Origin of the sequence: Pseudomonas cremoricolorata DSM 17059 = NBRC 16634, assembly GCF_000425745.1 — a bacterium.
Taxonomy (GTDB): Bacteria; Pseudomonadota; Gammaproteobacteria; order Pseudomonadales; family Pseudomonadaceae; genus Aquipseudomonas; species Aquipseudomonas cremoricolorata.
Map to the genome: position 1 here is coordinate 257,093 of NZ_AUEA01000006.1, position 25,871 is coordinate 282,963.

Sequence of the window (25,871 nt, forward strand, 5' to 3'; positions counted from 1 at the left end):
TTTGAGCGTCATGCACATGAAAACGACGATTTTCCGACGACTGACGCAACTGCTGAGCGCCCTACTGGCGTCTCTGTGCCTGCTGGCACCCGGCGCCAAGGCGCTGGCGCAGGCGTTTACCTCGCCTGAACAGCTTATCGGCGTGACGCAGGGTTTTCTTGAGTTCGCCGTCGAGGATTATCTGGCCAGCACGCAAACACCGGGGCGCTACGAAATCTCGGTCAACCCGCTCGACCCGCGCCTGCGCATGCCGCAATGCAGCCAGGCGCTTGACGCCTCGCTGGAAAGCCCGGCGCAGCCCCTGGGGCGGGTGACGGTGCGGGTGCGCTGCGCCGGCAGTGGGCCGTGGACGGTGTTCGTGCCGGCCACCGTGCGCCTGCATCGCGACGTGGTGGTGATGGTGCGCCCGCTCAAGCGCGAAAGCGTCATCGGCGCAGGCGACGTGGCGCTGCGCGAGCGCGATGTCGGTACGCTCAAGCAGGGTTTCATCACCGACCTGGAGCAGGCGGTGGGCATGAAGTTGCTGCGCCCGACCGTGCTCGACCAGGTGCTGACCCCACAACACCTGGAGCAGGCCGAGCTGATTCGCAAGGGCGACCACGTGGTGATCATCGCCCGCAGTGGCAGCCTCAGCGTGCGCATGCCCGGCGAGGCGTTGAGCAAAGGGGGGTTCGCCGAGCAGATCCGCGTGCGTAACCTCAATTCCAAGCGGGTGGTGAAGGCGCGGGTGACTGCGCCCGGACAAGTGGAAGTCGCCATGTAGGACAAGGGCTGGCAGGAACGTGGTGCTTTTCCTAAACTGTGCGGCAGCGCACAGTGCGTAGCCGTTGATCGAGGTCAACGCAGGAGTGCCTAAAGTTTTGCCTGGGATGGCCGAAAACAAGGCAAGCGTCCATATCCCCAGAGGTTTCCGACCATGGTCATCGACTTCAGTCGTTTGAATAACACACCCGCCCCAAGCGGCGGTGTGCGCGGCAATGCCGCTGCCGGCCCCGCTGAGAAAGCCGCTGGCGCCTCCGATGCCAAGCCCGCCAGCGCCACCAGCAGTGGCGAGGCCGTGCACCTGAGCCCCGAGGCCCAGCAGTTGCAGAAAATCACTGACACCCTGCGCGAGCAGCCAGTGGTCGACAGCGCCCGTGTGGCGCAACTGAAGCAGGCCATCGCCGATGGCAGCTATCAGGTCGATGCCGGGCGCGTCGCCAGCAAGATGCTCGATTTCGAAGCTCAGCGCTGAGTTCAGCGCGCTGGCCTTCCCGGACGCCAACGTAACGAGTGAGCCATGCACGACACCACCTTGCTGCACCTGATCGAACAGGACATCGCCCCGACCCAGGAGCTGCTCGAGCTGCTGCAAAGCGAGGCCGTGGCCCTGCATGGCCGCGACATGCCGCTGTTGGAGACGATCCTGGCGCGCAAGCAGTCGTTGATCGTGCTGCTCGAACAGCATGGCCGCAGCCGTGCGCAGTTGCTCGGCGAGCTAGGCCTGTCGGCCGACCGCGACGGCGTGCAGGCCCTGGCCGCACAGTCGGCGCAGGGTGAGGTGCTGATGCAGCGGCTCGACCTGCTCAGCCAGTTGCTCGACACCTGCCACCAGGTCAACGAGACCAACGGCCGGATCATCCAGGTGCAGCAGCACGTCACCTCCAACCAGCTGCGCATCCTCATGGGCGGCGACTCCCCTTCCCTGTACGACAGCCGCGGCGGCACCTCGCCGATGGCGCGACGCCGGGCGCTCAGCCAGGTGTAATCAGCCTCTATCAAGCCGCGCAGCATGCTGGCAAAATGCCGCAACCTGGATGTGTAGCTTTTTGCCTGGAGATTGTTTCCCCGTGTTCAATGACGCCGATGCTCCTCAGCCGCCGAAGGTGCTGACCACTCCCTTGGAGATCACCGCCAACCTTCGCCAACTGCTGGACAGCCACGACCCGCTGATTCTGACCTTCCCTGAACGCAGCCAGCGCTTCCAGAGCTATGTGGTGCAGGTGGACAAGGACAGCGACCTGCTGGCGCTCGACGAGTTGATGCCGCGCGATGGCGAACGCTTCATCGAAAATGGCGAGCCGTTCCGTATCGAAGGTTTCCACGATGGCGTGCGCGTGGCCTGGGAATGCAATCATCCATTGACCATCACCGAGATCGACGGCCACCGCTGCTACCGCGGTCCTTTGCCCAGCGAAGTCACCTACCACCAGCGGCGCAACGCCTTCCGTGCTGCGCTGAAATTGTCGCAACTGGTCGACATCGTGGTCGACGGCAGCCACCTCAAGGGTGATGGCCCACTGCGCGGCAAGCTGCTGGACATTTCTGCCACCGGCTGCAAATTGCGCTTCGACAGCGACGTGGAAAGCCGCCTGCAACTGGGCCAGGTGTACGAGCGCTTCAAGGCCGCAACCCCGCTTGGCCTTACTGACGTGATGGTCGAACTGCGTCACCTGCATTTCGAAGAGCGCATCAACACCACCTTTGCCGGGGTGCGTTTCCACAACCTCAACGGTGCTTCGCAGCGCCGGGTGGAAAGCTTCGTCTACCAGCTGCAGCGCGAAGCGCGTCGCTTCGACAAGGACGACTACTGAGTCAGCCATCCGGGGCCAAGGCCCCTTCTAGCTCCAAGCTCCAAGCTCCAAGCTGCTAACTCATAACTTGCAGCTTGCAGCTCATCGCTTTCAACTTAAAACGAGATTAATTGTCATTTGCGGTTGAGATTCATGTAGATTTCGCCCCGACGGATATCAACATGATCAAGGAGACCACCCGCAATGCGCCTGTCCATCCACCCTTCCATGACCCTCACCCTTGGCCTCTGGGCCTCGGTGTGCAGCCCGCTGTCCCTCGCGCAGGAAAGCAAGGAAGCGAAAGAGGAATCCGAGCAGCAGGTCCTGGAACTGGGCACCACCGATGTCTATGCCAACAGCCTGGGCAAGACCACCGAGAACAGCGGCTCGTACACCACCGGCAGCATGAGCGCCGCCACCCGCCTGAACCTGTCGATCAAGGAAACGCCGCAGTCGGTGTCGGTGCTGTCACGCCAGCAGCTCGATGACTTCCGCCTCAATACCTTGTCCGAAGCCATGGCCCACGTCACCGGGGTCACCGTGCAGCGCAACGACTCCGAGCGGCCCGCGTATTACTCGCGCGGTTATGCGATCAACAACTTCCAGATCGATGGCATGCTCAACACCTTCTCGGGTCTCAAGTCAGATTCCGACACCATCATCTACGACCGCATCGAAGTGGTTCGCGGCGCCACCGGCCTGACCACCGGAGCCGGTGACCCCTCCGGCACCATCGCCATGGTGCGCAAGCGCCCGACCCATCAGTTGGCAGTGAGCAGCGGCGTCAGTGCCGGCAGCTACGACAACTACTACAGCTACCTGGATGTCGGTGGCCCGCTGGGCTGGGACGGTCGCCTGCGCGGTCGCACGGTGCTGGCCTACCGCGACAACAAATCGTTCATGGACAACTACGCCAACCAGCGCGAGGTGGCCTATGGCGTGCTGGAAGCCGACCTCACCGACAGCACCGTGCTGGCGGTGGGCTACGACTACCAGAACAAGCACGTGCAGGGCAGCACCTGGGGCACCGTGCCGTTCTGGAATGCCGACGGCAGCAAAGCCAAGCTGCCGCGCTCGACCAGCATGACCACGCCGTGGTCGTCCTGGCCGCTGAAGGACCAGACCTTCTTCGCCACCCTCGACCAACGCCTGGGCAACGACTGGCTGATGAAGGTGGCCTACACCCACCGCCAGACCGACACCGACGGCAAGGTCTACTACGGCGGCAACGGTTTCCCCGAAGCCGACCGCAGCGGCATGAATGCGTGGTACCAGCACTTTAGCGGCGAAGAGAAAATGGACGCCCTGGATTTCAATCTCGCAGGCCCCTTCCAACTGCTGGGCCGCAGTCACGACTTCATGGTCGGCTATGGCGAATCGGAGCGGCGCAACAGCGAGCCGTACTACATCGGCCTGCCCGTGCCGGACGGCTACGATGAAATCCCCGACTGGAAGTACATGGGCTCGATTCCCAAGTTCTACGACCTCTCCACCGGTCTGGACCGTAGCCGCTCGTACACCCGGCAGAAGGCTGGCTACCTCGCCACCCGCCTCAACCCCACCGACCGCCTGCACCTGGTGCTGGGCAGCCGCTACGGCAGCTGGGAAACCCAGCGGCGCAGCTGGAACTACGATGCCAACTTGGTCGGCACCGAGCAGCCGAAAAGCCAGCAGACGCAGAACGACCAGTGGACGCCCTACGCCGGACTGCTCTACGACCTGACCGATGAATTCACCGCCTATGTCAGCTATGCCGACATCTTCAACCCGCAGAACGTGGTCGACGTCAACAAGCAGTACCTCGAGCCCATCGTCGGCAAGGTCTACGAGATCGGCCTCAAAGGCAGCCTGCTCGATGAGCGCCTCAACCTCAGCACTGCAGTGTTTCGCAGCAAGCAGGACAACGTCGCCGAAGTGGACGACTCGGTGCCGCCGAACGGCAACGAGGTCTACTACAAGAGCGGCGGAAAGGGGATCGTCGTGCAGGGCTTCGAAGCGGAGGTGGCCGGCGAGGTGATGACAGACTGGCAGATGAGCCTGGGCTACAGCTACACCCACGCCCAGACCGCAGACAAGAAACGCAAGAGCACCGAACAGCCGCTGAACCTGGTGCGCTTCTCCAGCACCTACAAGATCGATCCGGCGCTGACCGTCGGCGCCAGCGTCGACTGGGAAAGCGACAAGTTCCGCATGGCCAACCGCCCGGTCGGGCGCGACGGTGAAGACATCATCACCACCCGCGACAAGATCAGCCAGAAGGCCTTCGCCGTGGTCGGCCTGATGGCCCGCTATCAGATCGACGAACACCTGGCGGCGTCGTTCAACGTGAAGAACCTGTTCGATGAGCACTACTACAACAACGTCGGCTTCTACAACGGCGTCTACCACGGCGAACCACGCACCATGATGGTGAGCCTGGACTGGAAGCTGTGAGGCCCATGGCTTAGATCGGCGTGAGCGCCGTTCGCGGCCCATTCCGCTCCTACGCAGAACCCTGCAGGAGCGGCTTCAGCCGCGAACGGCCCGCCACGCAGCCGCCCCTGTCAGAACAACCATTCAACTGCGCGAAACCTGCTCATCGCCCGCCTGCTCGAGCTCCTCGGGCTGTTCCTCTTCTTCGGTATCCTCGGCCGCCACTGGCGCCTGCATGACATCCTGCACGGTCTGCTCGTCGACCCGTGGGTCAAGTGCAGCCGACAGCGGCGAGCTGGCTGCGGGCATGGCCACGTGGCTCAGTGGCGCGTCGTCGACCTGATGCAAACCCGTCACTGCCTGCGGGCGAATACGCCACACCAGCACCAGGGCGAAGAAGCTGAAGAAGGCATACAGCATCTGCTCGCCGAACAGCTTCATCAGCACACCGGCGGCCAGCGGCCCGATACTCGCGCCCACGCCGTAGGTCACCAGCAGCATGGCGGTCAGCGACACCCGCCGCTCGCTCTCGACATGGTCGTTGGAAAACGCCACCGCCAACGGGTACAGGCCGAACTGCAACAGCGAAATCAAGAAACCCATGCCGAACAACAGCTCCAGCGGCACTGACGGAAAGATCGCCAGTGGCAGCGCCATCACCGCAAGCCCACCGGCGACGCTGCGGATCAGCACCGCGCGGTCGTAGCGGTCGGACAGCCAGCCCAGCGGCCACTGCACCACCAGCCCGGCGAAGATGCAGCTACCCATGAACAGACCGATCTGCTCGGTCGAAAGGCCTTGGCTAGACGCATACAGCGGCGCCAGACCATAGAACGCACCGACGATCAGGCCCGCACCGAGCACGGTAGACAATGACTGCGGCACCCGCTTGATGAAAAAGCGCGGGTCCATCGGCGCGGGACGCAGCGGCGCCGGGTGAATACGCCGGGTCATCGCCACCGGCACCAGGCACAGGGCGAAGCACATCGCCACCAGCATCAGCAGTTCCAGGCCCAACTGCGGGTGCACGACCAGAATCAGCTGACCCAGTACCAGCCCCAGATACGAGGCGATCATGTAGCCGCTGAACACCGCGCCGCGCTGCTTGGCATCGGCCTGCTCGTTGAGCCAGCTCTCGATGACCATGTACTGGCACATCATCCCCAGGCCGACGATCATCCGCAGCCCGACCCAGGCCGGCAGCCAGTCGGTCATGCCATGGCCGAGCACCGCAGCGCCGACGATGCCGGCACAGGTGGCGTAGGCACGGATATGCCCAACCCGGCCGATCAGCCGGTGGCCGACCTTGCCGCCGACCGCCAGACCGAAGTAGTTGGCCGCCATCAGGGCACCCACCCACAGGCTGTCGACGTTGTCGGCAGCCAGGCGTAGCGCCAGGTAGGTGCTGAGCAGGCCCGAGCCGATCAGCATCATCAGCGCGGCGAAATACAACGAACGGAAGGACTTCCAGATATGGCGCATACGTCCCGGGCGGGCTCCCTTTTGGTCGATAACAGCAGGTGGACAACAGCTGGCAAGCATAAACCCGCCGGCGCCCGCGCCGCAGTCCATCAGACTAAGGTGGCGCATGGCGAGGATGTTGTGTCGCGCTCAGGCCATCGGCCGCCACGCGGTGCTGCCAACGGCCTTGGCAGCGCTTAGCCTTCGATGAATTGCCTGGCGAACAGTTCCTTCGCCACCCGGCCACCGCCAGTGCCTATTCGCGCAGGTTCAGGCCATTGGCCGGCAGCGGCAGCGCGGTTTTGTAGCGCACCTGCTTGAGGGCGAAGCTGGAGCGGATGTTGGCCACCCCCGGCAGGCGCGTCAGGTAGTCGAGAAAACGCTCCAGGGCCTGGATGCTCGGCAGCAGCACGCGCAGAAGGTAGTCCGGATCGCCGGTCATCAAGTAGCACTCCATGACCTCGGCGCGCTCGGCGATCTCTTCCTCGAAGCGGTGCAGTGACTGCTCCACCTGCTTCTCGAGGCTGACGTGGATGAACACATTCACATCCAGCCCCAGCACTTCGGGCGACAGCAGCGTCACCTGCTGGCGAATCACCCCCGCCTCTTCCATGGCGCGCACGCGGTTGAAACAGGGCGTGGGCGAGAGGTTGACCGAGCGCGCCAGCTCGGCGTTGGTGATGCGGGCGTTGGCCTGCAGGCTGTTGAGAATGCCGATATCGGTGCGATCGAGTTTGCGCATGAGACAAATTCACCGGGCTTTTGTGGTTATGCGGAATGTTTATCTGCGCCGGAGCGCAAAGGCAACCAACATCAGAGAAATATTCTCCCGCCAGGCTTCTACCCTATAGGCAACGCTGACCTGTCACTTTTTCAGGCAGGCCCGCGACCGCTGCAAGCTCACAACAACAATCATCCGAGCGAGCGTAATGAGCATGAACGAGTACGCCCCCCTGCGCCTGCACGTGCCCGAGCCGACCGGCCGGCCCGGCTGTCGCACCGATTTCTCCTACCTGCACCTGAGCGATGCCGGACAGGTGCGTAAACCTGCACTGGATGTCGAGGCCGCTGACACCGCCGACCTGTGCACCGGCCTGATTCGCGTGCTCGATGGCCAAGGCCAGGCCCTCGGCCCGTGGGCCGAGGACATCGACCCGCAGCTGCTGCGCCAGGGCATGCGCGCCATGCTCAAGACGCGTATCTTCGACAGCCGCATGGTCACCGCCCAGCGGCAGAAAAAGATGTCGTTCTACATGCAGAGCCTGGGCGAGGAAGCCATTGGCAGCGCCCAGGCGCTGGCGCTCAATCGCAGCGACATGTGCTTCCCCACCTACCGCCAGCAAAGCATCCTGATGGCTCGCGACGTGTCGCTGGTGGAGATGATCTGCCAGTTGCTGTCCAACGAGCGCGACCCGCTCAAGGGCCGTCAGTTACCGATCATGTACTCGGTACGCGAAGCCGGCTTCTTCACCATCAGCGGCAACCTGGCCACGCAGTTCGTGCAGGCCGTCGGCTGGGCCATGGCTTCGGCGATCAAGGGCGACACCAAGATCGCCTCGGCGTGGATCGGCGACGGCGCTACCGCCGAATCGGACTTCCACAACGCCCTGACCTTCGCCCACGTCTACCGCGCGCCGGTGATTCTCAACGTGGTCAACAACCAGTGGGCGATTTCCACCTTCCAGGCCATTGCCGGTGGCGAGGCGAGCACCTTCGCCGGGCGCGGTGTTGGCTGTGGCATCGCCTCGCTGCGGGTCGACGGCAATGATTTTCTGGCCGTGTACGCCGCCTCGCGCTGGGCCGCCGAACGCGCCCGGCGTGGCCTTGGGCCAAGCCTGATCGAGTGGGTCACCTACCGCGCCGGCCCCCACTCGACCTCGGACGATCCGTCGAAATACCGCCCTGCCGATGACTGGAGCCACTTCCCCCTGGGCGACCCGATCGCTCGGCTCAAGCAGCACCTGATCGCCATCGGCCACTGGTCGGACGACGAACACGCCGCCGTCAGCGCAGAACTGGAAGCCGAGGTGCTGGCCGCGCAGAAGCAGGCCGAGCAGTACGGCACCCTCGCCAATGGCCATATCCCCAGTGCCGCCTCGATGTTCGAGGACGTGTACAAGGACATGCCCGACCACCTGCGCCGCCAGCGCCAGCAACTAGGGGTGTGAGATGAACGACCAGACCACCAGCCTCGACCCACGCACCGCTGCCGCCACCAGCAGCATGACCATGATCCAGGCGCTGCGCTCGGCCATGGACATCATGCTCGGCCGCGACGACGTAGTGATCTATGGCCAGGACGTCGGCTACTTCGGCGGCGTGTTCCGCTGCACCGAAGGGCTGCAGAACAAGTACGGCAAGTCTCGGGTGTTCGATGCACCGATTTCCGAATGCGGCATCGTCGGCACCGCCGTGGGCATGGGCGCCTATGGCCTGCGCCCAGTGGTGGAAATCCAGTTCGCCGACTACGTCTACCCGGCCTACGACCAGATCGTTTCGGAGATGGCCCGCCTGCGCTACCGCTCGGCGGGCGAATTCATCTCGCCGCTGACCTTGCGCATGCCCTGCGGCGGCGGCATCTACGGCGGCCAGACCCACAGCCAGAGCCCTGAGGCGACCTTCACCCAGGTCTGCGGGCTGCGCACGGTGATGCCGTCCAACCCGTACGACGCCAAGGGCTTGCTGATCGCCTCGATCGAATGCGACGACCCGGTGATCTTCCTTGAGCCCAAACGCCTGTACAACGGCCCCTTCGACGGCCACCACGACCGTCCGGTGACGCCATGGGCCAAGCACCCGCAAAGCAGCGTGCCCGATGGCTACTACCGGGTGCCGCTGGACAAGGCGGCGATCACCCGCCCCGGCAACGAGGTCACCGTGCTGACCTATGGCACCACGGTCTACGTGGCCCAGGTGGCCGCCGAGGAAAGCGGCGTCGACGCCGAGGTGATCGACCTGCGCAGCCTGTGGCCGCTTGACCTGGACACCATCGTCGCCTCGGTGCAGAAAACTGGCCGCTGCGTGGTGGTGCACGAAGCCACCCGCACCTGCGGCTTCGGCGCCGAGCTGATCGCGCTGGTGCAGGAGCACTGTTTCCATCACCTCGAAGCGCCCATCGAGCGCGTCACCGGTTGGGACACCCCCTACCCCCATGCCCAGGAATGGGCCTACTTCCCAGGCCCGTCGCGGGTCGGCGCAGCATTGAAAAAGGTCATGGAGGTCTGAATGGGCACGCACGTCATCAAGATGCCGGACATCGGTGAAGGCATCGCCCAGGTCGAGCTGGTGGAATGGTTCGTCAAAGTCGGCGATGTGGTCGGTGAAGACCAGGTGGTCGCCGACGTCATGACCGACAAGGCGACGGTGGAAATCCCCTCCCCGGTCAGCGGCACGGTGCTGGCCCTAGGCGGGCAGCCCGGCGAGGTCATGGCCGTGGGCAGCGAGTTGATTCGCATCGAGGTCGAGGGCAGCGGCAACCATGTCGACAGTCCGACGCCGATCGCGCAGGCCACGGTCGCGGAGCCAGCCACCAGTACCCCGACAGCCGCCATGCAAGGCGCACCGGCGCCGCACACCACTGCTGCCACCACTGCGCCCGCGCCCGCTGCCGCCGCACGCCAGCCAGGCGAGAAACCGCTGGCGTCACCTGCGGTGCGCAAGCGCGCGCTGGAGGCCGGCGTCGAGCTGCGCTATGTACCCGGCAGCGGCCCGGCCGGGCGGATTCTGCACGAAGACCTCGATGCCTTCCTGCACGCGCCGAAAAGCGCCGACCTGCGCCCAGCCGGGCAGGCACGGCGCACCGACAGCGAACAGATCGCGGTGATCGGCCTGCGCCGCAAGATCGCCGAGCGCATGCAGGACGCCAAGCGCCGGGTCGCGCATTTCAGTTACGTCGAAGAAGTCGATGTCACCCAGCTCGAGGCCCTGCGCCAGCAACTCAACCAGCAGTACGGCCAGCAGCGCGGCAAGCTCACTTTGCTGCCGTTGCTGGTGCGCGCCCTGGTGGTGGCGCTGCGCGACTTTCCGCAGATCAACGCCACCTACGATGACCAGGCGCAAGTCATCACCCGCCACGGCGCGGTGCATGTCGGCATCGCCACCCAGGGCGACAACGGCCTGATGGTGCCGGTGCTGCGCCACGCCGAAGCGGCCGGGCTGTGGGACAACGCCCAGGAAATCATCCGGCTGGCCCAGGCGGCGCGCAGCAACAAGGCAAGCCGTGAAGAACTCTCGGGCTCGACCATCACGCTGACCAGCCTCGGGGCTCTGGGCGGCATCGCCAGCACCCCGGTGGTCAACACCCCGGAGGTGGCGATCGTCGGCGTCAACCGCATGGTCGAGCGCGCGGTGGTGGTCAACGGCCAGATCGTCGTGCGCACCATGATGAACCTGTCCAGCTCGTTCGATCACCGGGTGGTCGATGGCATGGACGCTGCCTCGTTCATTCAGGCGGTGCGCCGTCTGCTGGAACAACCTGCCTGTCTGTTCGTGGAGTGAGCATGGCTGAAATCCTCAAGACCACCCTGCTGATCATCGGCGGTGGCCCAGGCGGCTACGTCGCCGCCATCCGCGCCGGGCAACTGGGTATTCCCACGGTGCTCGTCGAAGGTCAGGCGCTGGGCGGCACCTGCCTGAACGTCGGCTGCATTCCGTCCAAGGCGCTGATTCACGTCGCCGAGCATTTCCACCAGGCCCAGCGCCAGGCCGAGCACGGCGAGCTGGGCATCGACCACAGCGCACCGACCCTCGACCTTGCGCGCAGCGTGGCCTGGAAAGATGGCATCGTCGAGCGCCTGACCGGGGGCGTCGCCGCGCTGCTCAAGAAGCACAAGGTGCAGGTAATTCACGGCTGGGCGCAGATCGTCGATGGCAAGACCGTCGCCGTCGGCGAGCAGCGCATCCACTGCGAGCACCTGCTTCTAGCCAGTGGTTCGAGCAACGTCGAGCTGCCCATGCTGCGGCTGGGTGACGCGGTGATTTCCTCCACCGAGGCGCTGACGCCGGCATCCCTGCCGCAACACCTGTTGGTGGTCGGCGCCGGCTATATCGGCCTGGAACTGGGCATCGCCTACCGCAAGCTGGGCGTGCAGGTCAGCGTGGTCGAGACCCGTGAGCGCATTCTGCCCAGCTACGATGCCGAGCTGACCGCACCGGTGGCCGACACTTTGAAGACCCTGGGCATCGGCCTGCACCTGGGGCACAGCGTCGAAGGCTATGAGGACGGCGCCCTGCGTCTGCGCAATGGCGCCGGCGAGCAGTTGCAACTGGCGGGCGACCGGGTGCTGGTGGCGGTCGGCCGCAGGCCGCGCACCCACGGCTTCAACCTCGAGTCGCTGCAATTGCGCATGAATGGCCCGGCCGTGGCGGTGGACGAGCGCTGCCAGACCAGCATGCGCAACGTTTGGGCCATCGGCGACGTTACCGGTGAGCCGATGCTCGCGCACCGGGCAATGGCCCAAGGTGAGTTGGTTGCCGAGGTGATCGCCGGCAAGCCGCGGCGCTTCCAGCCGGCAGCGATCGCCGCGGTGTGCTTCACAGATCCGGAACTGGTGGTGGCTGGGCTTACCCCGGAGCAGGCCACCGCGCAGGGGCTCGATTGCCTGGTGGCGCAGTTCCCATTCGCCGCCAACGGGCGGGCCATGACGCTGGAAAGCCGCAGCGGCTTCGTGCGCGTGGTGGCGCGGCGTGACAACCATCTGGTGGTCGGCTGGCAGGCGGTGGGCGTGGCGGTCTCGGAGCTGTCCACCGCGTTCGCCCAGTCACTGGAGATGGGCGCCTGCCTGGAAGACATCGCTGGCACCATCCACGCCCATCCAACGCTTGGCGAGGCGGTGCAGGAAGCCGCCCTGCGCGCCTTGGGGCATGCCTTGCACCTGTAACCGACGGCCTCCTCTGCCGTGCCTCTGGTAACAGGCAGGCACGGCAGAGGTTGGCGCTGACATGACGGCTTGATCCGCTGCACGTCGCCCGTGCACGCAGATCTCGCCAAATGTTATGTTATAGCGTAAACCACGGAGAACCCATCTTGAACCCTCGCGCTCCCCTACTCGCCGGGCTCACCCTCGGCCTGTTCGGCCAACCGCTGTGCGCGGCACAGCCCCTGACCCTGGAAGCCACCGCTGTCACCGACAGCTATGCCGAGGAGCGTGCCGATGGGCCGGTCCAGGGCTATCGCGCTACCCGCTCGGCCACCGCCACCCGCACCGACACCGACATCCGCGACACACCGCAGAGCATCGAGGTGGTGCCGGCACAAGTGCTCAAGGACCTCAACAGCACGCGCATCGACCGCGCCCTGGATTTTGCCGGGGGCGTGGCGCGGCAGAACAATTTCGGCGGTCTGACCTTCCTCAACTACAGCGTGCGCGGCTTCACCACCGGCGAGCTGTACAAGAACGGCTTCGCCATCAACCGCGGCAGCTACAGCGCCCCGGACGCCTCCAGCATCGAACGCATCGAAGTGCTCAAGGGCCCGGCAGCCAGCCTGTACGGGCGCGGCGACCCTGGTGGCCTGGTGAATATCGTCAGCAAGCGGCCGCAAGCAGACACCTTCAGCACCCTGAGCCTCAGCGCCGGCAGTTGGGACCGCTACCGCAGCAGCCTCGACGCCAACGCCCCGCTCGATGCCGAGGGAGCCCTGCTCGGGCGGGTCAACCTGGCCGTGGAAGACAACGGCAGCTTTCGCGACCACGTCGACAGCCAGCGGCAGATCGTCAGCCCCTCGCTGAGCTGGCAGCTGTCACCCGACACGCGCCTGCTGCTCGATACCGAGTTTTCCCGCACCGACGCTGTGTTCGACCGCGGCATTCCTGCGGTCAATGGCGAGCTGGGCGCGGTCAAGCGCTCGACCTTCATCGGCGAACCCAACGACGGCAAGGTGCGCAACGACAACCAGACCCTCGACCTGGCGCTGGAACACTACCTCAACGATGACTGGATGCTGCGCCTGGCCAATCACTACACCCAGGGCACGCTCAAGGGCGACAGCTCGGAGCCGCAGGCGCTGATCGGCAACCGCATCAGCCGTTTCTACCGCCAGCGTGATTTGGAATGGAACGACCTGATCACCCAGGCCGAGCTGCATGGCCACTTCGAGTTTGCCGGCTGGCAGCATCAGACCTTGGCCGGGCTGGAGTACGAAAACTACCGCAACAGCCAGAAGTACCCACAAAGCGCGGCGCTGCCCGACTACGGCCTGGACGTGTTCAACCCGGTCTATGGCCAGCCCAAGCCGGCGTTGACCCGCGCCAACGACTTCCACGAACACACCGAAAGCATCGCCCTCAACCTGCAAGATCAGATCGCCTTCACTGAGCGCCTGCGCGGCCTGCTCGGGGTACGCCTGGAGCGCATCGAACAGACCGCGCTGAACCGCAGCAGCGGCGTCAGCAACCACCAGGAAAAAGACGTCGCCACCCCGCGTGTAGGCCTGCTGTATCAACTGACCCCACAGGTTGGGGTGTTCGCCAATGCCTCGACCTCGTTCAAGCCCAACAGCCTTGGCAGCCAGGGCCAGGTGTACAAGCCCGAGAAAGGCTTGGGTTATGAAAGTGGAGTCAAGCTTGACCTGCTCGACAGCCGCCTGGGTGCGACCGTTGCGCTGTTCCATATCGACAAGGAAAACGTCATCACCACCGACGCACTGGGCGAAACCGTCGCCGCCGGTGAAGCGCGCAGCCAGGGCCTGGACATGCAGTTCAGCGGTCAGCTCAGCGATGCCGTACGGGTCATCGGCGCCTACGCCTACATCGACGCCGAGGTGACCAAGGGCGATGCCGCTGTACCCAAAGGCAGCGACCTGCTGGGCATCGCCCGCCACAGTGGCAGCCTGCTGGGGGTGTATGAATTCCAGGACGGCAGCCTGCGCGGCTCCGACCTGGGCGCCGCGTTCAACTATGTCGGCGAGCGTTCCGGGCAGGCCGGCAGCCGCTTTACCCTGCCGCGCTACAGCACCGTCGACCTGCTGGCCCACTACAAGGCCAGCGAACAGCTGACCGTTGGCCTGAACCTGAACAACCTGTTCGACCGCACCTACTACGAACGCTCGTACAACAGCGCCTGGGTGGTGCCGGGCGAGCCGCGCAATGTCAACCTGAGCCTGACGCTGAACCTGTGAAACAGGCATGAAAAAACCCGCTGCCACCCCTTGAAGGATGGCAGCGGGTTGCTGGCGCTATGGCTCAGGAGCCTTCCGCGCAGACCTTGCCGGCGTCACCGCCCATGCGTTTCATGTCGATGGGCGGGGCGACGAACTCCGGGCCCTGGCCTGCCACACGCCAGCGCACCTCGGTGATGCCATAACGCTCGGCCATGGGCCGGCTGACCTTCTTGATCTTGTGCTGACCAAAACGCGGGATGATCCCCACGCCGGCATCGCAACTTGCCCAATGCCAGGCTTCGGCGTTGTCCATTCGCTCAAGACGAATGATGAACGTCCGCGGCTCGCCATGAAGGGCGTACTCGATCACATACAACTGCTGTCCTGCCATTGCGGCCTCCCTAATCGTTCCACTGGCTATCGGAGCGCTCTGCGACGGGAAAGATTCATTCTATCTGGCAGCACCACGACATCCGTGCACAACGCCTCGGCCACGACGTCTCGCGTCAGCCGATTGGCACCCCGCAATGGTTGCGCAATGGCCCTTGGCCCAGGCCTTCGACGCGCTACAGTGAAGGCTTCTGCTGCCTTCCGGACCTGCGACGATGAACCGCACCAATGACTACGCGCAACCTATCGGCCCCCAACTGCCCGACTGGGCGCCGCGCCCGCGGCCGGGTTCTGTGACCTTGCAGGGCCGCTATTGCCGCCTGCAGCCGCTGGACGCCGAGGCCCATGCCAGCGACCTGTACCAGGCCTATGCCGCCGCCAGCGACGGCCGCGACTGGACCTACCTGTTCGTCGGCCCGTTCGACAACCTCGAGCAGTACCGCGCCTACGCACACAGTGCCGCGCAGAGCAGCGATCCATTGCACTACGCGGTCATCGACCAGGCCAGCGGCAAGGCGGTGGGAACCCTGGCGCTGATGCGCATCGACCCGACCCATGGGGTGATCGAAGTCGGCAGCGTGACGTTCTCCCCCGCGCTCAAGCAGTCGCCACTGTCTACCGAGGCGCAGTACCTGTTGATGGCCTACGCCTTCGATGAACTGGGGTATCGGCGTTACGAGTGGAAATGCGACGACCTCAACGCGCCGTCGCGGCGGGCAGCCGAGCGGCTGGGCTTCATCTACGAAGGCACCTTCCGTCAGGCCGTGGTGTACAAGGGGCGTAGCCGCGATACCGCGTGGTATTCGATCATCGACAGCCAGTGGCCAGCCGTGCGCGCCGCGCTGCAGGCCTGGCTGGCCCCAGAGAACTTCGATGAGCAGGGCCGCCAGCGTCAGGCCCTGAGCAGCTTCAGGGCCCAATGAGCTGACCGTTAGCGGGCGCTTTTGACGGCCGCGTTTGCGTCGTCGAGGTCTTCCGGGCGCCGCGCATAACGCTGCGCCAAGGCAGCGCAGACCATCAGCTGGATCTGGTGGAACAGCATCAGCGGCAAGATCAGCAAGCCAATGCTGCTGCCGGCGAACAGCACCTGGGCCATCGGTACACCAGTGGCCAGGCTCTTCTTCGAGCCGCAGAACAGGATGGTGATGCGATCGGCCTGATTGAAACCGAGCCAACGGCCCAGCAGTGCAGTGATGCCCAGCGCCAGGGCCAGCAGTACGCAGCAGCCCAGCACCAGCCAGCCGAGCATCGCCGGCGGCACTTGCTGCCACAGGCCGCCGATCACCGCGGCGCTGAACGCCGAGTACACCACCAGCAGGATCGAACCCTGGTCGACCACCTTCAGCCAGTTGCGGTTGCGCCCGACCCACTCACCGATCCAGCGCCGGGCGATCTGCCCGGCAATGAACGGCACCAGCAGTTGCAGGCTGATCTTGCGGATCGCCTCGACGGTGGAGCCGCTGTCGCCGTGCACGTTGAGCAGCAAGGCCACCAGCAGCGGGGTGATGAAAATACCCAGCAGGCTCGATGCCGCGGCACTGCAGATTGCCGCCGGAATATTGCCGCGGGCAAGCGAGGTGAAGGCGATCGCCGACTGGACCGTGGCCGGCAGTGCGCACAGGTAGAGGAAGCCCAGGTACAGGTCCTTGCCCACCAGCGGCAGCAACACTGGCTTGAGCGCCAAGCCCAGCAGCGGGAACAGCACGAACGTGCAGATGAACACCAGCAGGTGCAGGCGCCAGTGCCCGGCGCCGGCGAGAATCGCCTCACGCGATAGCTTGGCGCCGTGCAGGAAGAACAGCAGCCCAATGGCGATGTTGGTGATCCACTCGAACAGCACCGCGACTTGATCGCGGGCCGGCAGCAGCGTGGCGGCCAGGACCACGGCGACCAGGGTCAGGGTGAAGTTGTCGGGCAGGAAACGCGAGCGAGCCATGAAAAAGATCCTGTTGTTATCGGAATGGCATGCGCGCCCGCCAAGGTCGGCAGCCTGGCAGCGGTTCGGCGCGCGAGAAGCACCATACACCGACTGCCCGTTTGCGGAAATGTTACTGGTTCTTTCCGGCCCGGGCCGACACCGGTGCCTTCACAGGGCGTTGCACGGGGCGGCCGTGCGTGCGCCCAGCCAAGGGCGCAACAGGCTGACCACACCACACAGGGCCAGCACCGCGCCTACCCACAGCGGCGCGCGCAAGCCGTAGCCGGCCTCGATGGCCGCGCCCCCGGCCCAGCTGCCCAGCGCCAGGCCCGCGGTAATCACCGAGGTATGCAAGGCATTGACCAGCGCACCAGGCTCAGCGGCCTTCATCACCCGCGCGACCATGGCCGGGTTGAGCGCAACGCCGGTCAGGCCGATGGCGATGAAGCAGGCCAGGTTCAACCACACCACGTGCCCGGCCATGGCGAAGCCGCCCATCGCCAGGGTCAGCAGCACCAGGCCCCAGCCCAGTGCACTGTAGGTATGGCTGTCGGCGATGCGCCCCACCAGCAGGTTGCCGAGCACGTTGGCCACGCCATACAGCGCCAGCAGCGGCGCCACCTGGCTCGGCAGCACGCCCACCGCGTCGAGCAGAATCGGGGTGATGTAGCTGAAGCCGGCGAAGGTGGCGCCGATGATCAGCCCGCTGGTGAGGTAAGCGCCCCACAGCGCCGGATTGCCGAGCGACAGCCACTGCTGCCTGAGCGGGGTCTGCCGGTCGCCGGCACTGGGCTTGAGGCAGGTTGCCACCAACAGCGCACAAAGCAGCGACAGCGCCACGATCAGCCAGGCGCTGGCACGCCAGCCGAAGTGGTGCTCGACGATGTTGGTCAGCGGCACCCCGATCACCGGCGAAAGCATCAACCCGGCCAGCACCACCGCCACCGCCCGGCCGCGCGCCGCTGGCGTCACCAGACTGGCGCAGAGTGTCATGCACAGGCCGATACAGGCAGCGCTGGACACACCCATCAGCACCCGCGCCAGCAGCAGCACCGTATAGCTCGGCGCCGCCGCGCCCAGGGCCGCGGACAGCACGTACACCACCAAGAGGCCAAGCAACGCGCGCTTGTTGCCAATGCCACGGGCCACCACCAGCACCGTCACCGGCGGTGCGCCAAGGGCCATGCCCAGAGCGTAGAAGGCGATCAGGTTACCGACCTGCGCCAGGCTCACCGAGAAGTCTTCGGCCAGGGCCGGCATCATGCCAGCGACCATGAATTCGGCGGTCACCAGGGAAAAGATGGTCAACCCCAGCAGGTACACCGCTGCGGGCAAGGGAGAACGATCGGACATGGGTATCTCAGGCAGGCAAACAGCGCGATACCCTAGGCAGGTTTGCCGAACAGGTCAAATGTGCGCGAGGGATGCGCGCAACGACGGATGCTGGATAATGCCCCATCGCCTACGCCGCAGACTTTGGAAAGACCCCGACCATGCAAGCCTCCGAACGCCTCAAGGGCCTCGACGTGTTCGTCTGCGTCGCCGACCGTGGCAGCTTCGCCGCCGCCGCCGAGCACCTCAACCTCAGCGCCTCGGCGGTGAGCAAGAGCATCGCCCGGCTGGAGGCACGCCTGGGCTTGCGGGTGTTCGAACGCACCACCCGGCGCCTGGCGCTGACCGAGGCCGGCGCTGCCTATTACCAGACCTGCGCCCGTCTGCTGGCCGATCTGCAGCACTCCGAACAGGCCCTGCACAGCGACCGCTGCGAACTGCGCGGGCCCATCCGCATCGACCTGCCGGCCGCCTATGGCCGGCTGCATGTGCTGCCGGTAATCCTCGACTGGGCCAGGCGCTACCCGCAGGTACAGCCGCAGATTTCCTTCAGTGACCGCTTCGTCGACCTGGCCGAAGACGGCATCGACATCGCCGTACGCATCGGTGGCTCGGACGTTTGGCCCGAGGCGCTGGGACGTCGCTTCATCGGCCGCCAGCACTTCATCCTCTGCGCCGCACCCGCCTACCTCGAGGCTCACGGACAGCCGCGAACCTCTGCACAGCTGATGCAGCATGCCTGCGTGATCTACGGCCAGGCCAATGGCCTGGGCAGCCCGTGGCTGATCAGCGGTGACTCACCCGGTGAGGTAGAACGGCGCAACATGCCCGCGCGCCTGATCGTCGGTGACGGCGAGGCGATGGTCGCCGCGCTGCTGGCAGGCTTTGGCATCGCGCAGGTGCCGACCTGGCTGGTCAGGCAGCACCTGGAATCGGGAGCGTTGGTCGAGGTGTTACCGCAATTGGCGCTCGAGGGTCTGGCGATGAACGTGCTGTGGCTGAAGAAGCGCGAGTCGCTGGCCCGGGTCGATGCCCTGTTGCAGGTGCTGACCGCGGCGCTACGAACCGATGGTCACCAATTGAACGCGCCGATTAGTGAATCTGATTCATCAGTGACATGAAAATCCACCCGAAATCCCCCGCAACAGACTGATTAGACTGCCCGGTTCCTCACTGCTGGAACCTGTCATGACCGCTCACCCTGCTGCATCTGCCGTGGCTGGCACACCTCGTTCACGCGCCGGCATCGTCATCCTCGCGCTGTCGGCATTCTTGATTGTCACCACTGAATTTCTCATCGTCGGCCTGCTGCCGGGGCTGGCCCGTGACCTGGGCATCTCCATTTCCGCGGCCGGGCAACTGGTGACCCTGTTCGCCTTTACCGTGATGCTCGCCGGGCCGCCGATGACCGCAGCCCTGGCGCATTTGAATCGGCGCACGCTGTTTACCGGCATTCTGCTGCTGTTCGCCGCAGCCAACGCCTTGGCAGCGATGGCGCCGAATATCTGGGTACTGGCGCTGGCGCGCTTCGTTCCGGCGCTGGCGCTGCCGGTGTTCTGGGGCACGGCCAGCGAAACCGCAGCCAGCATTGCCCCACCCGAGGCGCAAGGCAAAGCCGTCGCGCGGGTCTACCTGGGCATTTCCGCCGCCCTGCTGCTGGGCATTCCGCTGGGCACCCTGGCCGCCGAAGCGGTGGGCTGGCGCGGTGCGTTCTGGGCGTTGGCAGCGTTGTCGCTGTTGATGGCGATCGCCATGGCCGTGTGCATGCCGACTCCGCCCAAGGCGGCCAAGGTCAACCTGGCAAGCCAGCTCAAGCTGTTCCGCGAACCGTATTTCCTGATCAACCTGGTACTGTCGGTGGTGGTCTTCAGTGCCATGTTCACCGCCTACACCTATCTGGCCGACCTGCTGGTGCAGCGGGCTGGGGTGGCGTCACTGAATGTGGGCTGGTGGCTGATGGCGTTTGGCGCAGTCGGGCTGATCGGTAACTGGCTGGGCGGGGTGTGGGTCAATCGATCGGCCATCGGCGCCACGGCAGTGTTCGCCCTGCTGCTGGCAGTGGGCATGGGCCTGTTCGGCGCATTGGCGCAATGGCCGGTGCTGCAGTGTGTGGCGCTGGCAGTGTGGGCGGTGGCCAACACCGCGCTGTATCCGATCTGCCAGGTGCGGGTGATGAATGCAGTGAGCCATTCCAAGGCATTGGCCGGCACCGCCAATGTGTCGGCGGCCAACGCCGGGATCGCTCTGGGTGCGGTCATTGGCGGCGCCGTGATCCCCACCCTGGGACTGGCTGCGGTCAGCTATATGGCCACCGCCCTGGCGCTGCTGGCCTTGCTGCTCACGCCCTGGGTGGCGCGCCTGCGTTCGCCAGGCTGACTCAGGAAGCGATGACCTGACCGCGCTGCCCTGCCCTCGGCGCGGCGGCGTGCTGCCAGTCGAGCTGCGCCTGTGCGCGGGCCACGGCCTCGCGCACCGCGCCGGTCCAGTTGGCGTCCTGCGGGTCGATCACCGCCACGCGAAAACCATGCTCATGGCCTTCGCTGCGCACGCCTTCGGAATCGTCGACATGCAGGTCGATGTCGAACGCCGACGGCAGTTTCGACGGCGTATTGACCAGGCCGCGGCTGCTCAGCACTTGCTGGTGGCGGTCACTGTTGACCACGCCGTCGACGCGGATGCCGTACATCAGCAGCCAGCGGCGGATGTACGCCTGGCTGCGCCCGGACGAGGTGTAGATCCAGATGCTGCAGCCTTGCTCGCGCAGCTCGCGGAACAAGCTGCGGGTGCCGGCGCGCAGCGGCTCGCCCAGCCAGCGGTGCAGGCAGCCGGGCAGCACCTCATTCTCGGCGGCGCTGTGTTCGGGCAGACAGGCCAGGGTGTCGTCGATATCGAAAGAAACGCGCAACTGCGGGCGCTTGAACGCGCGTTGCACGGCGTGCTGGGCCAGGCGGCTACCGCTGCGCCAGTGGTCGAGCAAAAGATAGCGGGCCATCAGTGGCGCTCCTGGTGAATCGGGGTTGGCGCTGGGCCAAGACTGAACCGTTCTGCAGCCGGCGCTTGAGCTTCAAGGAAAGCGGCGTACTTTTTCTTGATCTTGGGCAACTCGTACAACGCCTTCACGCCATGCTTGGCCGAATTGCGAATGACCGAGGACGGGTTGAAATAGCCTTCGGCGTTTTCCAGGGTCAGCACGAACGGTGGCAGCCCGGCGCGCATCAGCAAGTAGCTGACGATCAGCGAACCGGTGCGGTTGTTGCCTTCGATGAACAGTTGCGGCTTGCTCAGGATACGCACGTAAACACCTGCGACACGCTTCCACAGCGAATCGCTGCGGTACGCGTTGTACCAGTTGAACAGGTCCTTGATCCCGCCTTCGACATTGTTGAAGAAGCGCTCTTCGGTCGCAGCCAGGTGCGGGGCGAACTCCAGCCGACGTGCAGGATCGTTGCCACACAGCACGGTGGCGTTGATCTCCAGCATCAGGTTGAGCTGCTGCAGATCGAACAGGTCGACGCCGCGGGCGACATAATCGTCGATCAGCGCGTAGCCTTCAACGACGTTGTGCAGCACTTCGTCGGTGAACGGATCACGGGGCTCGGTGAACTGCTGGCTGAGCTGGGCGAAGCGCGCCTGGACGTCGCGCAGGGCACGTTCGATGGCGGGCAGATCGAGGCGACGCGTAACGGGCATTGGCAATCCTGTGAAGCGTTGAACGGAAAGCGGCGGGTGCAGCCTGCGCCGCCCCGCCCGAGTGCCAGCCCAGTGGCTGGCGACCTGCATCAGCTGAACTTGCCGCTGATGTAATCGCTGGTCAGTTGTTCGCGTGGGCTCTGGAAAATCTGCGCCGTCGGGCCCATTTCCACCAGGTAACCGGTACGCGTGCCCTGGGTGATGTCCACCGAGAAGAACGCCGTGGTATCGGCCACACGAATCGCCTGCTGCATGTTGTGGGTCACCAGGGCGATGGTGTAATCCTTCTTCAGCTCGACCATCAGCTCCTCGACCCGCCGCGTGGCGATGGGGTCGAGCGCCGAGCAGGGTTCGTCGAGCAGCAGCACTTCCGGCTCGGTCGCGATGGCGCGGGCGATGCACAGGCGCTGCTGCTGACCACCGGAGAGCGACAGGCCGCTGACCTTGAGCTTGTCCTTGACCTCGTCCCACAGCGCCGCGCCTTGCAGTGCGTGCTTGACGCGGTCGCCCAGATCGCCCTTGTAGCGGTTCAGGCGCAGGCCGAAGGCGACGTTGTCGAAGATGCTCATGGAGAACGGGTTGGGCTGCTGGAACACCATGCCGATGTAGCGGCGCACCACCACCGGGTCGACGCCCTTGCCATACACGTCCTGGCCCAGGAAGTGCACGTGGCCTTCGAAGCGGAAGCCTTTGACCAGGTCGTTCATGCGGTTGAGGCTACGCAGCACGGTACTTTTGCCGCAGCCGGATGGGCCGATGAAACCGGTGATCTTGTTCTTCTCGATCGGCACGTGGCTATCGCGCACGGCAAGGAAGTTGCCGTAGAAGATCTTGTCCAGCTTGCAGTCCATGACCACTGGCGCTTCGCTGGCCAGGGGAGCGGCTCGTTGCGCAGTTGATACGTTCACGTTCAGGGACTCCCGTTCTCAATACTTGGGCTTGCCGAAGACTCGGCTCACGATGTTAACCACCAGCACGATCATCACCAGTACCAGCGAGGCCGCCCAGGCGAGCTCGAGCTGGTTGTCGAAAGGCATGCCAGAGAAGTTGTAGATCAGTACCGCCAGCGACGCGGTGGGGTTCATCACCGCCAGGCTGCCGTCGTGGTAGATCCAGTAGTTGCTGAACAGCGCGGTGAACAGCAGCGGCGCGGTTTCGCCTGCAGCCCGTGCCACGGCCAGCATGACCCCGGTGAGAATCGCCGGCAGGCCGGTCGGCAGGATGATCTTCCAGACCACCTGGGCGCGGGTGCAGCCCATGCCGTAGGCAGCGTCCTTCATGATCTTGGGCACCATCTTCATCGACTCTTCGGCGGTCAGCACCACGATCGGCAGCATCAGCACCGCCAGCGCCACACCGCCGGCCGGGGCGGAATAGGTGCCGGTGGTCATCACCACCAGGGCGTAGGCGAACACGCCGGCCAGAATCGATGGCAGACCGGTGAGCATCTTAGCGGCGAAGCGCGAGGCGTTGGCCAGCTTGCTCTCGGGCCCCAGCTCGGCGAGGAAGATCGCCGCGAGGATGCCGATCGGCACGGCAATCGCCGCAGCGATGCCGACCATGACAAAGGTACCGGCCATGGCGTTGCCGAAGCCGCCGCCCATTTCGAAGCCGGTGGGCGGCAGCTCGGTGAACACCTCAAGGCTCAGCCGCGCACCGCCACGGGTGATCAGCATGTACAGCACGGAAATCAGCGGCACGCTGGCGATCAACGCCGCGCACCAGACCAGCGACGTGAGCACCAGGCTGCGCAGGGCGCGGCCTTCGAAACGGCGCTGCAGGCTCGGCAGGGCTTTGCTGGGGGTGGTCAGGCTGGTCATCATTTATTCCCCCGTTGCGCGTAGAGCATCAGCATGGAGCCGAGCACGTTCACCAGCAGGGTGATGAACATCAGCACCAGCGCGGCGTACATCAAGACTTCGATTTCGCTCGGGCCGGCTTCCGGGAAGTTCAGCGCGAGCAGTGCCGCCAGGGTGTTGGCCGGGGCGAACAGCGACACCGACAGGGTGTTGGCGTTACCCACCAGCATGGCCAGGGCCATGGTTTCGCCAAGGGCGCGACCCAGGCCCAGCACCAGCGAGCCGAAGATGCCGGTTGCGGCCGAGGGCACCATGACCTTGAGAATCGCTTCCCAGTGGGTCGTACCCATGCCGTAGGCGGCCTGTTTGGTTTTCATCGGCACGCTGGTCAGCGCATCCTGCGACACCGCAGCGACGGTCGGCAGAATCATGATCGCCAGTACCAGTGCCGCCGGCAGCAGGCCGGGGCCGCTGAGCGAGGTGCCGAAGAAAGGAATCCAGCCCAGCTCGCTGTTGAGCCAGGTGGTCAGCGGGCGGATGGCCGGGATCACCACATAGATGCCCCACAGGCCATACACCACGCTGGGAATCGCCGCGAGCAGTTCGACGATGGTGCGAAACACCGCCGCAAGCTTGGCGGGCAGAAAATCCTGGGTGAGGAAGATAGCGATGCTGATACCGAAGACGCCGGCGATCAGCAGAGCGATGAAGGCGCTGTAGAGCGTGCCCCAGATCGCTGGAAGAATGCCGTATTTGCCTTGGTTGACGTCCCAGACGGTGCCGAACAGCACGTCGAAACCGTATTTTTCCATGCCGGGGAGCGCTTTGCGTCCCACTTCATAAACCAGTGCGAAGACCAGTGCGAGAATCAGCACGACGCCGATGCGCGCCAGCCCGCGGAAGATGCGGTCGACCAGAAAATCCTTGGCAGACGGCGGCCGACAGGCCGAGTCGGGGTTATCCGGTATGGAAAAAGGTGTATTCATGGGCGAATTCCGGAACGGGAAACGAACGCTCTCGGCCAGCCAGGGCCTGCCGAGAGCGACCTGCTTGGCTTACTGAATGTTGGCAGAAGCCTTGCGCACCTGGTCGACGACCGACTGCGGCAGCGGGATGTAGCCCATCGAGTCGGCGATCTTCTGGCCTTCGGTGAGGCTGTACTCGACCATCTCGCGCATGGCCTTGGCCTTGGCCGGGTTGCCGTTGTCCTTACGGAAGATCATCCAGGTGTAGGAGGTGATCGGGTAGGACTTGGCACCCTGTGGATCAGGCAGCCAGGCCACCAGGTTTTCCGGCATGTTCACGGCAGCCAGTGCTTCGGCACCGCTTTCGGCGCTTGGCACTACGTACTGACCGGCCTGGTTCTCCAGCTCGGCGAAATCGACCTTGGCCAGCTTGGCGAAGCCGTATTCGATGTAGCCGATGGCGCCTGGGGTCTGACGTACGGTGGCGGTGATGCCATCGTTCTTCGGCGACTTGATGAACTTGTCGGAGGCAGGCCAGTTGACCGTGTTGCCCTCGCCCAGCGCTTCCTTGAAGGCAGGGCTGATGGCCGACAGGTGTTTGGTGAAGACTGCGGTGGTACCGCTGGAGTCGGCGCGCACGACGACGGTGATCGGCGTGGCAGGCAGTTTCAGATCAGGGTTGGCGGCGGCGATCTTCGGATCGTTCCACTGGGTGATCTTGCCCAGGAAGATGTCCGAATACACTTCGCGGGACAGCTTCAGCCCCTTGGGGTTGCCTGGCAGGTTGTAGGCCAGAACGATTTCACCGGCAGTCATGGGCAGCAGTTGCACGCCCTCGCTGACCTTGGCGATTTCTTCAGGCTTCATGGCCGAGTCGCTGGCGGCGAAGTCGACGGTCTTGTTCAGGAAGTCCTGCACCCCTGCGCCACTACCTTTGGACTGGTAGTCGACGGTCACACCCTCGGTTTTCTTGCTGAAATCCTTGAACCAGGTGAGGTAGATCGGTGCAGGGAAACTGGCACCCGAGCCGGTCAGGCGGATGCTCTCAGCGGCGAACGCCGAGGTGGCGCTAAGGGAGACCGCAACGGCAAGTGCAGCAGACTTCATCAGGCGTATCATGGAAAAGCGCTCCGTGTGATGGCCGAAGCACTGTGCAGCAGCAGCGTTACAAAATTATGAACGTCCAGTGGCAGCGCAGAAAGTTCCCACAGCGGGGGAAAAAATCACGACTGTGCGGCGAGAGGATCGACTTGA

Annotated in this window: 24 protein-coding genes; 13 read left to right on the forward strand and 11 right to left on the reverse strand. The window is 64.8% G+C overall.

The window, feature by feature from the left end; genetic code table 11:
• The first annotated feature begins 10 nt into the window (after positions 1-10).
• From flgA to H618_RS0107920, 5 genes are all read left to right on the forward strand, one after another.
• Positions 11-763 (forward strand): flagellar basal body P-ring formation chaperone FlgA, encoded by a 753-nt coding sequence (flgA, locus tag H618_RS0107900; RefSeq protein WP_028694565.1) that lies wholly within the window; start codon positions 11-13, stop codon positions 761-763.
• Between the two features lie 153 nt (positions 764-916).
• The gene (flgM, locus tag H618_RS0107905; protein WP_028694566.1) at positions 917-1,234 is read left to right on the forward strand and encodes a flagellar biosynthesis anti-sigma factor FlgM; all 318 of its coding nucleotides are present in this window, start codon (positions 917-919) and stop codon (positions 1,232-1,234) included.
• Positions 1,235-1,279: 45 nt separating this feature from the next.
• Positions 1,280-1,747, forward strand: a complete 468-nt coding sequence (locus H618_RS0107910) for a flagella synthesis protein FlgN (RefSeq protein ID WP_028694567.1) — start codon at positions 1,280-1,282, stop codon at positions 1,745-1,747.
• A 49-nt stretch (positions 1,748-1,796) separates the two neighbouring features.
• A complete protein-coding gene (locus H618_RS0107915; RefSeq protein WP_211232355.1) occupies positions 1,797-2,573 on the forward strand; it encodes a flagellar brake protein in 777 nt (258 codons plus the stop codon).
• Between the two features lie 183 nt (positions 2,574-2,756).
• Entirely contained in the window at positions 2,757-4,985 is a 2,229-nt protein-coding gene (locus H618_RS0107920) for a TonB-dependent siderophore receptor (RefSeq protein WP_028694569.1), read from the forward strand.
• 123 nt (positions 4,986-5,108) lie between these two features.
• On the opposite strand, the gene H618_RS0107925 is transcribed toward H618_RS0107920, so the two are convergent.
• Positions 5,109-6,446, reverse strand: coding sequence for an MFS transporter (locus H618_RS0107925; protein ID WP_028694570.1), 1,338 nt, complete (start codon positions 6,444-6,446; stop codon positions 5,109-5,111).
• A 235-nt stretch (positions 6,447-6,681) separates the two neighbouring features.
• The gene (gene bkdR / locus H618_RS0107930; RefSeq protein WP_028694571.1) at positions 6,682-7,167 is read right to left on the reverse strand and encodes a Bkd operon transcriptional regulator BkdR; all 486 of its coding nucleotides are present in this window, start codon (positions 7,165-7,167) and stop codon (positions 6,682-6,684) included.
• A gap of 193 nt (positions 7,168-7,360) precedes the next feature.
• On the opposite strand from bkdR, the gene H618_RS0107935 reads away from it, so the two are divergent.
• From H618_RS0107935 to H618_RS0107955, 5 genes are all read left to right on the forward strand, one after another.
• Positions 7,361-8,593, forward strand: coding sequence for a 3-methyl-2-oxobutanoate dehydrogenase (2-methylpropanoyl-transferring) subunit alpha (locus H618_RS0107935; RefSeq protein WP_028694572.1), 1,233 nt, complete (start codon positions 7,361-7,363; stop codon positions 8,591-8,593).
• Position 8,594: 1 nt separating this feature from the next.
• Positions 8,595-9,650 carry an alpha-ketoacid dehydrogenase subunit beta gene (locus H618_RS0107940; protein ID WP_028694573.1) on the forward strand — a complete coding sequence of 352 codons (1,056 nt, stop codon included), beginning with the start codon at positions 8,595-8,597 and terminating at the stop codon, positions 9,648-9,650.
• The gene (locus H618_RS0107945) at positions 9,651-10,922 is read left to right on the forward strand and encodes a dihydrolipoamide acetyltransferase family protein (protein WP_028694574.1); all 1,272 of its coding nucleotides are present in this window, start codon (positions 9,651-9,653) and stop codon (positions 10,920-10,922) included. It begins immediately after the preceding gene.
• A gap of 2 nt (positions 10,923-10,924) precedes the next feature.
• On the forward strand, positions 10,925-12,304 hold the full coding sequence (gene lpdA / locus H618_RS0107950) for a dihydrolipoyl dehydrogenase (RefSeq protein ID WP_028694575.1): 1,380 nt from the start codon (positions 10,925-10,927) through the stop codon (positions 12,302-12,304).
• Between the two features lie 146 nt (positions 12,305-12,450).
• Positions 12,451-14,541, forward strand: coding sequence for a TonB-dependent siderophore receptor (locus tag H618_RS0107955; RefSeq protein ID WP_028694576.1), 2,091 nt, complete (start codon positions 12,451-12,453; stop codon positions 14,539-14,541).
• A gap of 64 nt (positions 14,542-14,605) precedes the next feature.
• Here the strand turns inward: H618_RS0107955 and H618_RS21410 are convergent, their stop codons facing one another.
• Positions 14,606-14,914 carry a DUF6555 family protein gene (locus H618_RS21410; protein ID WP_050577241.1) on the reverse strand — a complete coding sequence of 103 codons (309 nt, stop codon included), beginning with the start codon at positions 14,912-14,914 and terminating at the stop codon, positions 14,606-14,608.
• A gap of 214 nt (positions 14,915-15,128) precedes the next feature.
• Between H618_RS21410 and H618_RS21415 the strand changes: the two genes are divergently transcribed.
• Positions 15,129-15,836, forward strand: a complete 708-nt coding sequence (locus tag H618_RS21415; RefSeq protein WP_033727560.1) for a GNAT family N-acetyltransferase — start codon at positions 15,129-15,131, stop codon at positions 15,834-15,836.
• Between the two features lie 8 nt (positions 15,837-15,844).
• On the opposite strand, the gene H618_RS0107970 is transcribed toward H618_RS21415, so the two are convergent.
• Together H618_RS0107970 and H618_RS0107975 are read right to left on the reverse strand one after the other, a co-directional pair.
• On the reverse strand, positions 15,845-16,849 hold the full coding sequence (locus H618_RS0107970) for a bile acid:sodium symporter family protein (protein ID WP_028694577.1): 1,005 nt from the start codon (positions 16,847-16,849) through the stop codon (positions 15,845-15,847).
• Between the two features lie 150 nt (positions 16,850-16,999).
• A complete protein-coding gene (locus H618_RS0107975) occupies positions 17,000-18,184 on the reverse strand; it encodes an MFS transporter (protein ID WP_050577242.1) in 1,185 nt (394 codons plus the stop codon).
• A 140-nt stretch (positions 18,185-18,324) separates the two neighbouring features.
• On the opposite strand from H618_RS0107975, the gene H618_RS21420 reads away from it, so the two are divergent.
• Both H618_RS21420 and H618_RS0107985 read left to right on the forward strand, forming a co-directional pair.
• Positions 18,325-19,284 (forward strand): LysR family transcriptional regulator, encoded by a 960-nt coding sequence (locus tag H618_RS21420; protein WP_050577243.1) that lies wholly within the window; start codon positions 18,325-18,327, stop codon positions 19,282-19,284.
• A 67-nt stretch (positions 19,285-19,351) separates the two neighbouring features.
• The gene (locus H618_RS0107985) at positions 19,352-20,539 is read left to right on the forward strand and encodes an MFS transporter (RefSeq protein WP_028694579.1); all 1,188 of its coding nucleotides are present in this window, start codon (positions 19,352-19,354) and stop codon (positions 20,537-20,539) included.
• A 1-nt stretch (position 20,540) separates the two neighbouring features.
• On the opposite strand, the gene H618_RS0107990 is transcribed toward H618_RS0107985, so the two are convergent.
• From H618_RS0107990 to pstS, 6 genes are all read right to left on the reverse strand, one after another.
• Complete coding sequence (locus H618_RS0107990) at positions 20,541-21,155, reverse strand: hypothetical protein (protein WP_050577244.1); 615 nt, start codon at positions 21,153-21,155, stop codon at positions 20,541-20,543.
• Positions 21,155-21,853: a hypothetical protein gene (locus H618_RS0107995; protein ID WP_028694581.1), complete on the reverse strand. Its 699-nt coding sequence runs from the start codon at positions 21,851-21,853 to the stop codon at positions 21,155-21,157. The genes H618_RS0107990 and H618_RS0107995 overlap by 1 nt, the downstream gene beginning before the upstream one ends.
• An 89-nt stretch (positions 21,854-21,942) precedes the next feature.
• A complete protein-coding gene (gene pstB, locus H618_RS0108000; RefSeq protein ID WP_050577245.1) occupies positions 21,943-22,704 on the reverse strand; it encodes a phosphate ABC transporter ATP-binding protein PstB in 762 nt (253 codons plus the stop codon).
• Positions 22,705-22,779: 75 nt separating this feature from the next.
• The gene (pstA, locus tag H618_RS0108005) at positions 22,780-23,673 is read right to left on the reverse strand and encodes a phosphate ABC transporter permease PstA (RefSeq protein ID WP_028694583.1); all 894 of its coding nucleotides are present in this window, start codon (positions 23,671-23,673) and stop codon (positions 22,780-22,782) included.
• On the reverse strand, positions 23,673-24,638 hold the full coding sequence (gene pstC / locus H618_RS0108010; protein ID WP_028694584.1) for a phosphate ABC transporter permease subunit PstC: 966 nt from the start codon (positions 24,636-24,638) through the stop codon (positions 23,673-23,675). Before pstC ends, pstA begins: the two co-directional genes overlap by 1 nt.
• 69 nt (positions 24,639-24,707) lie before the next feature.
• Positions 24,708-25,736 (reverse strand): phosphate ABC transporter substrate-binding protein PstS, encoded by a 1,029-nt coding sequence (pstS, locus tag H618_RS0108015; RefSeq protein ID WP_028694585.1) that lies wholly within the window; start codon positions 25,734-25,736, stop codon positions 24,708-24,710.
• Positions 25,737-25,871 lie beyond the last annotated feature (135 nt).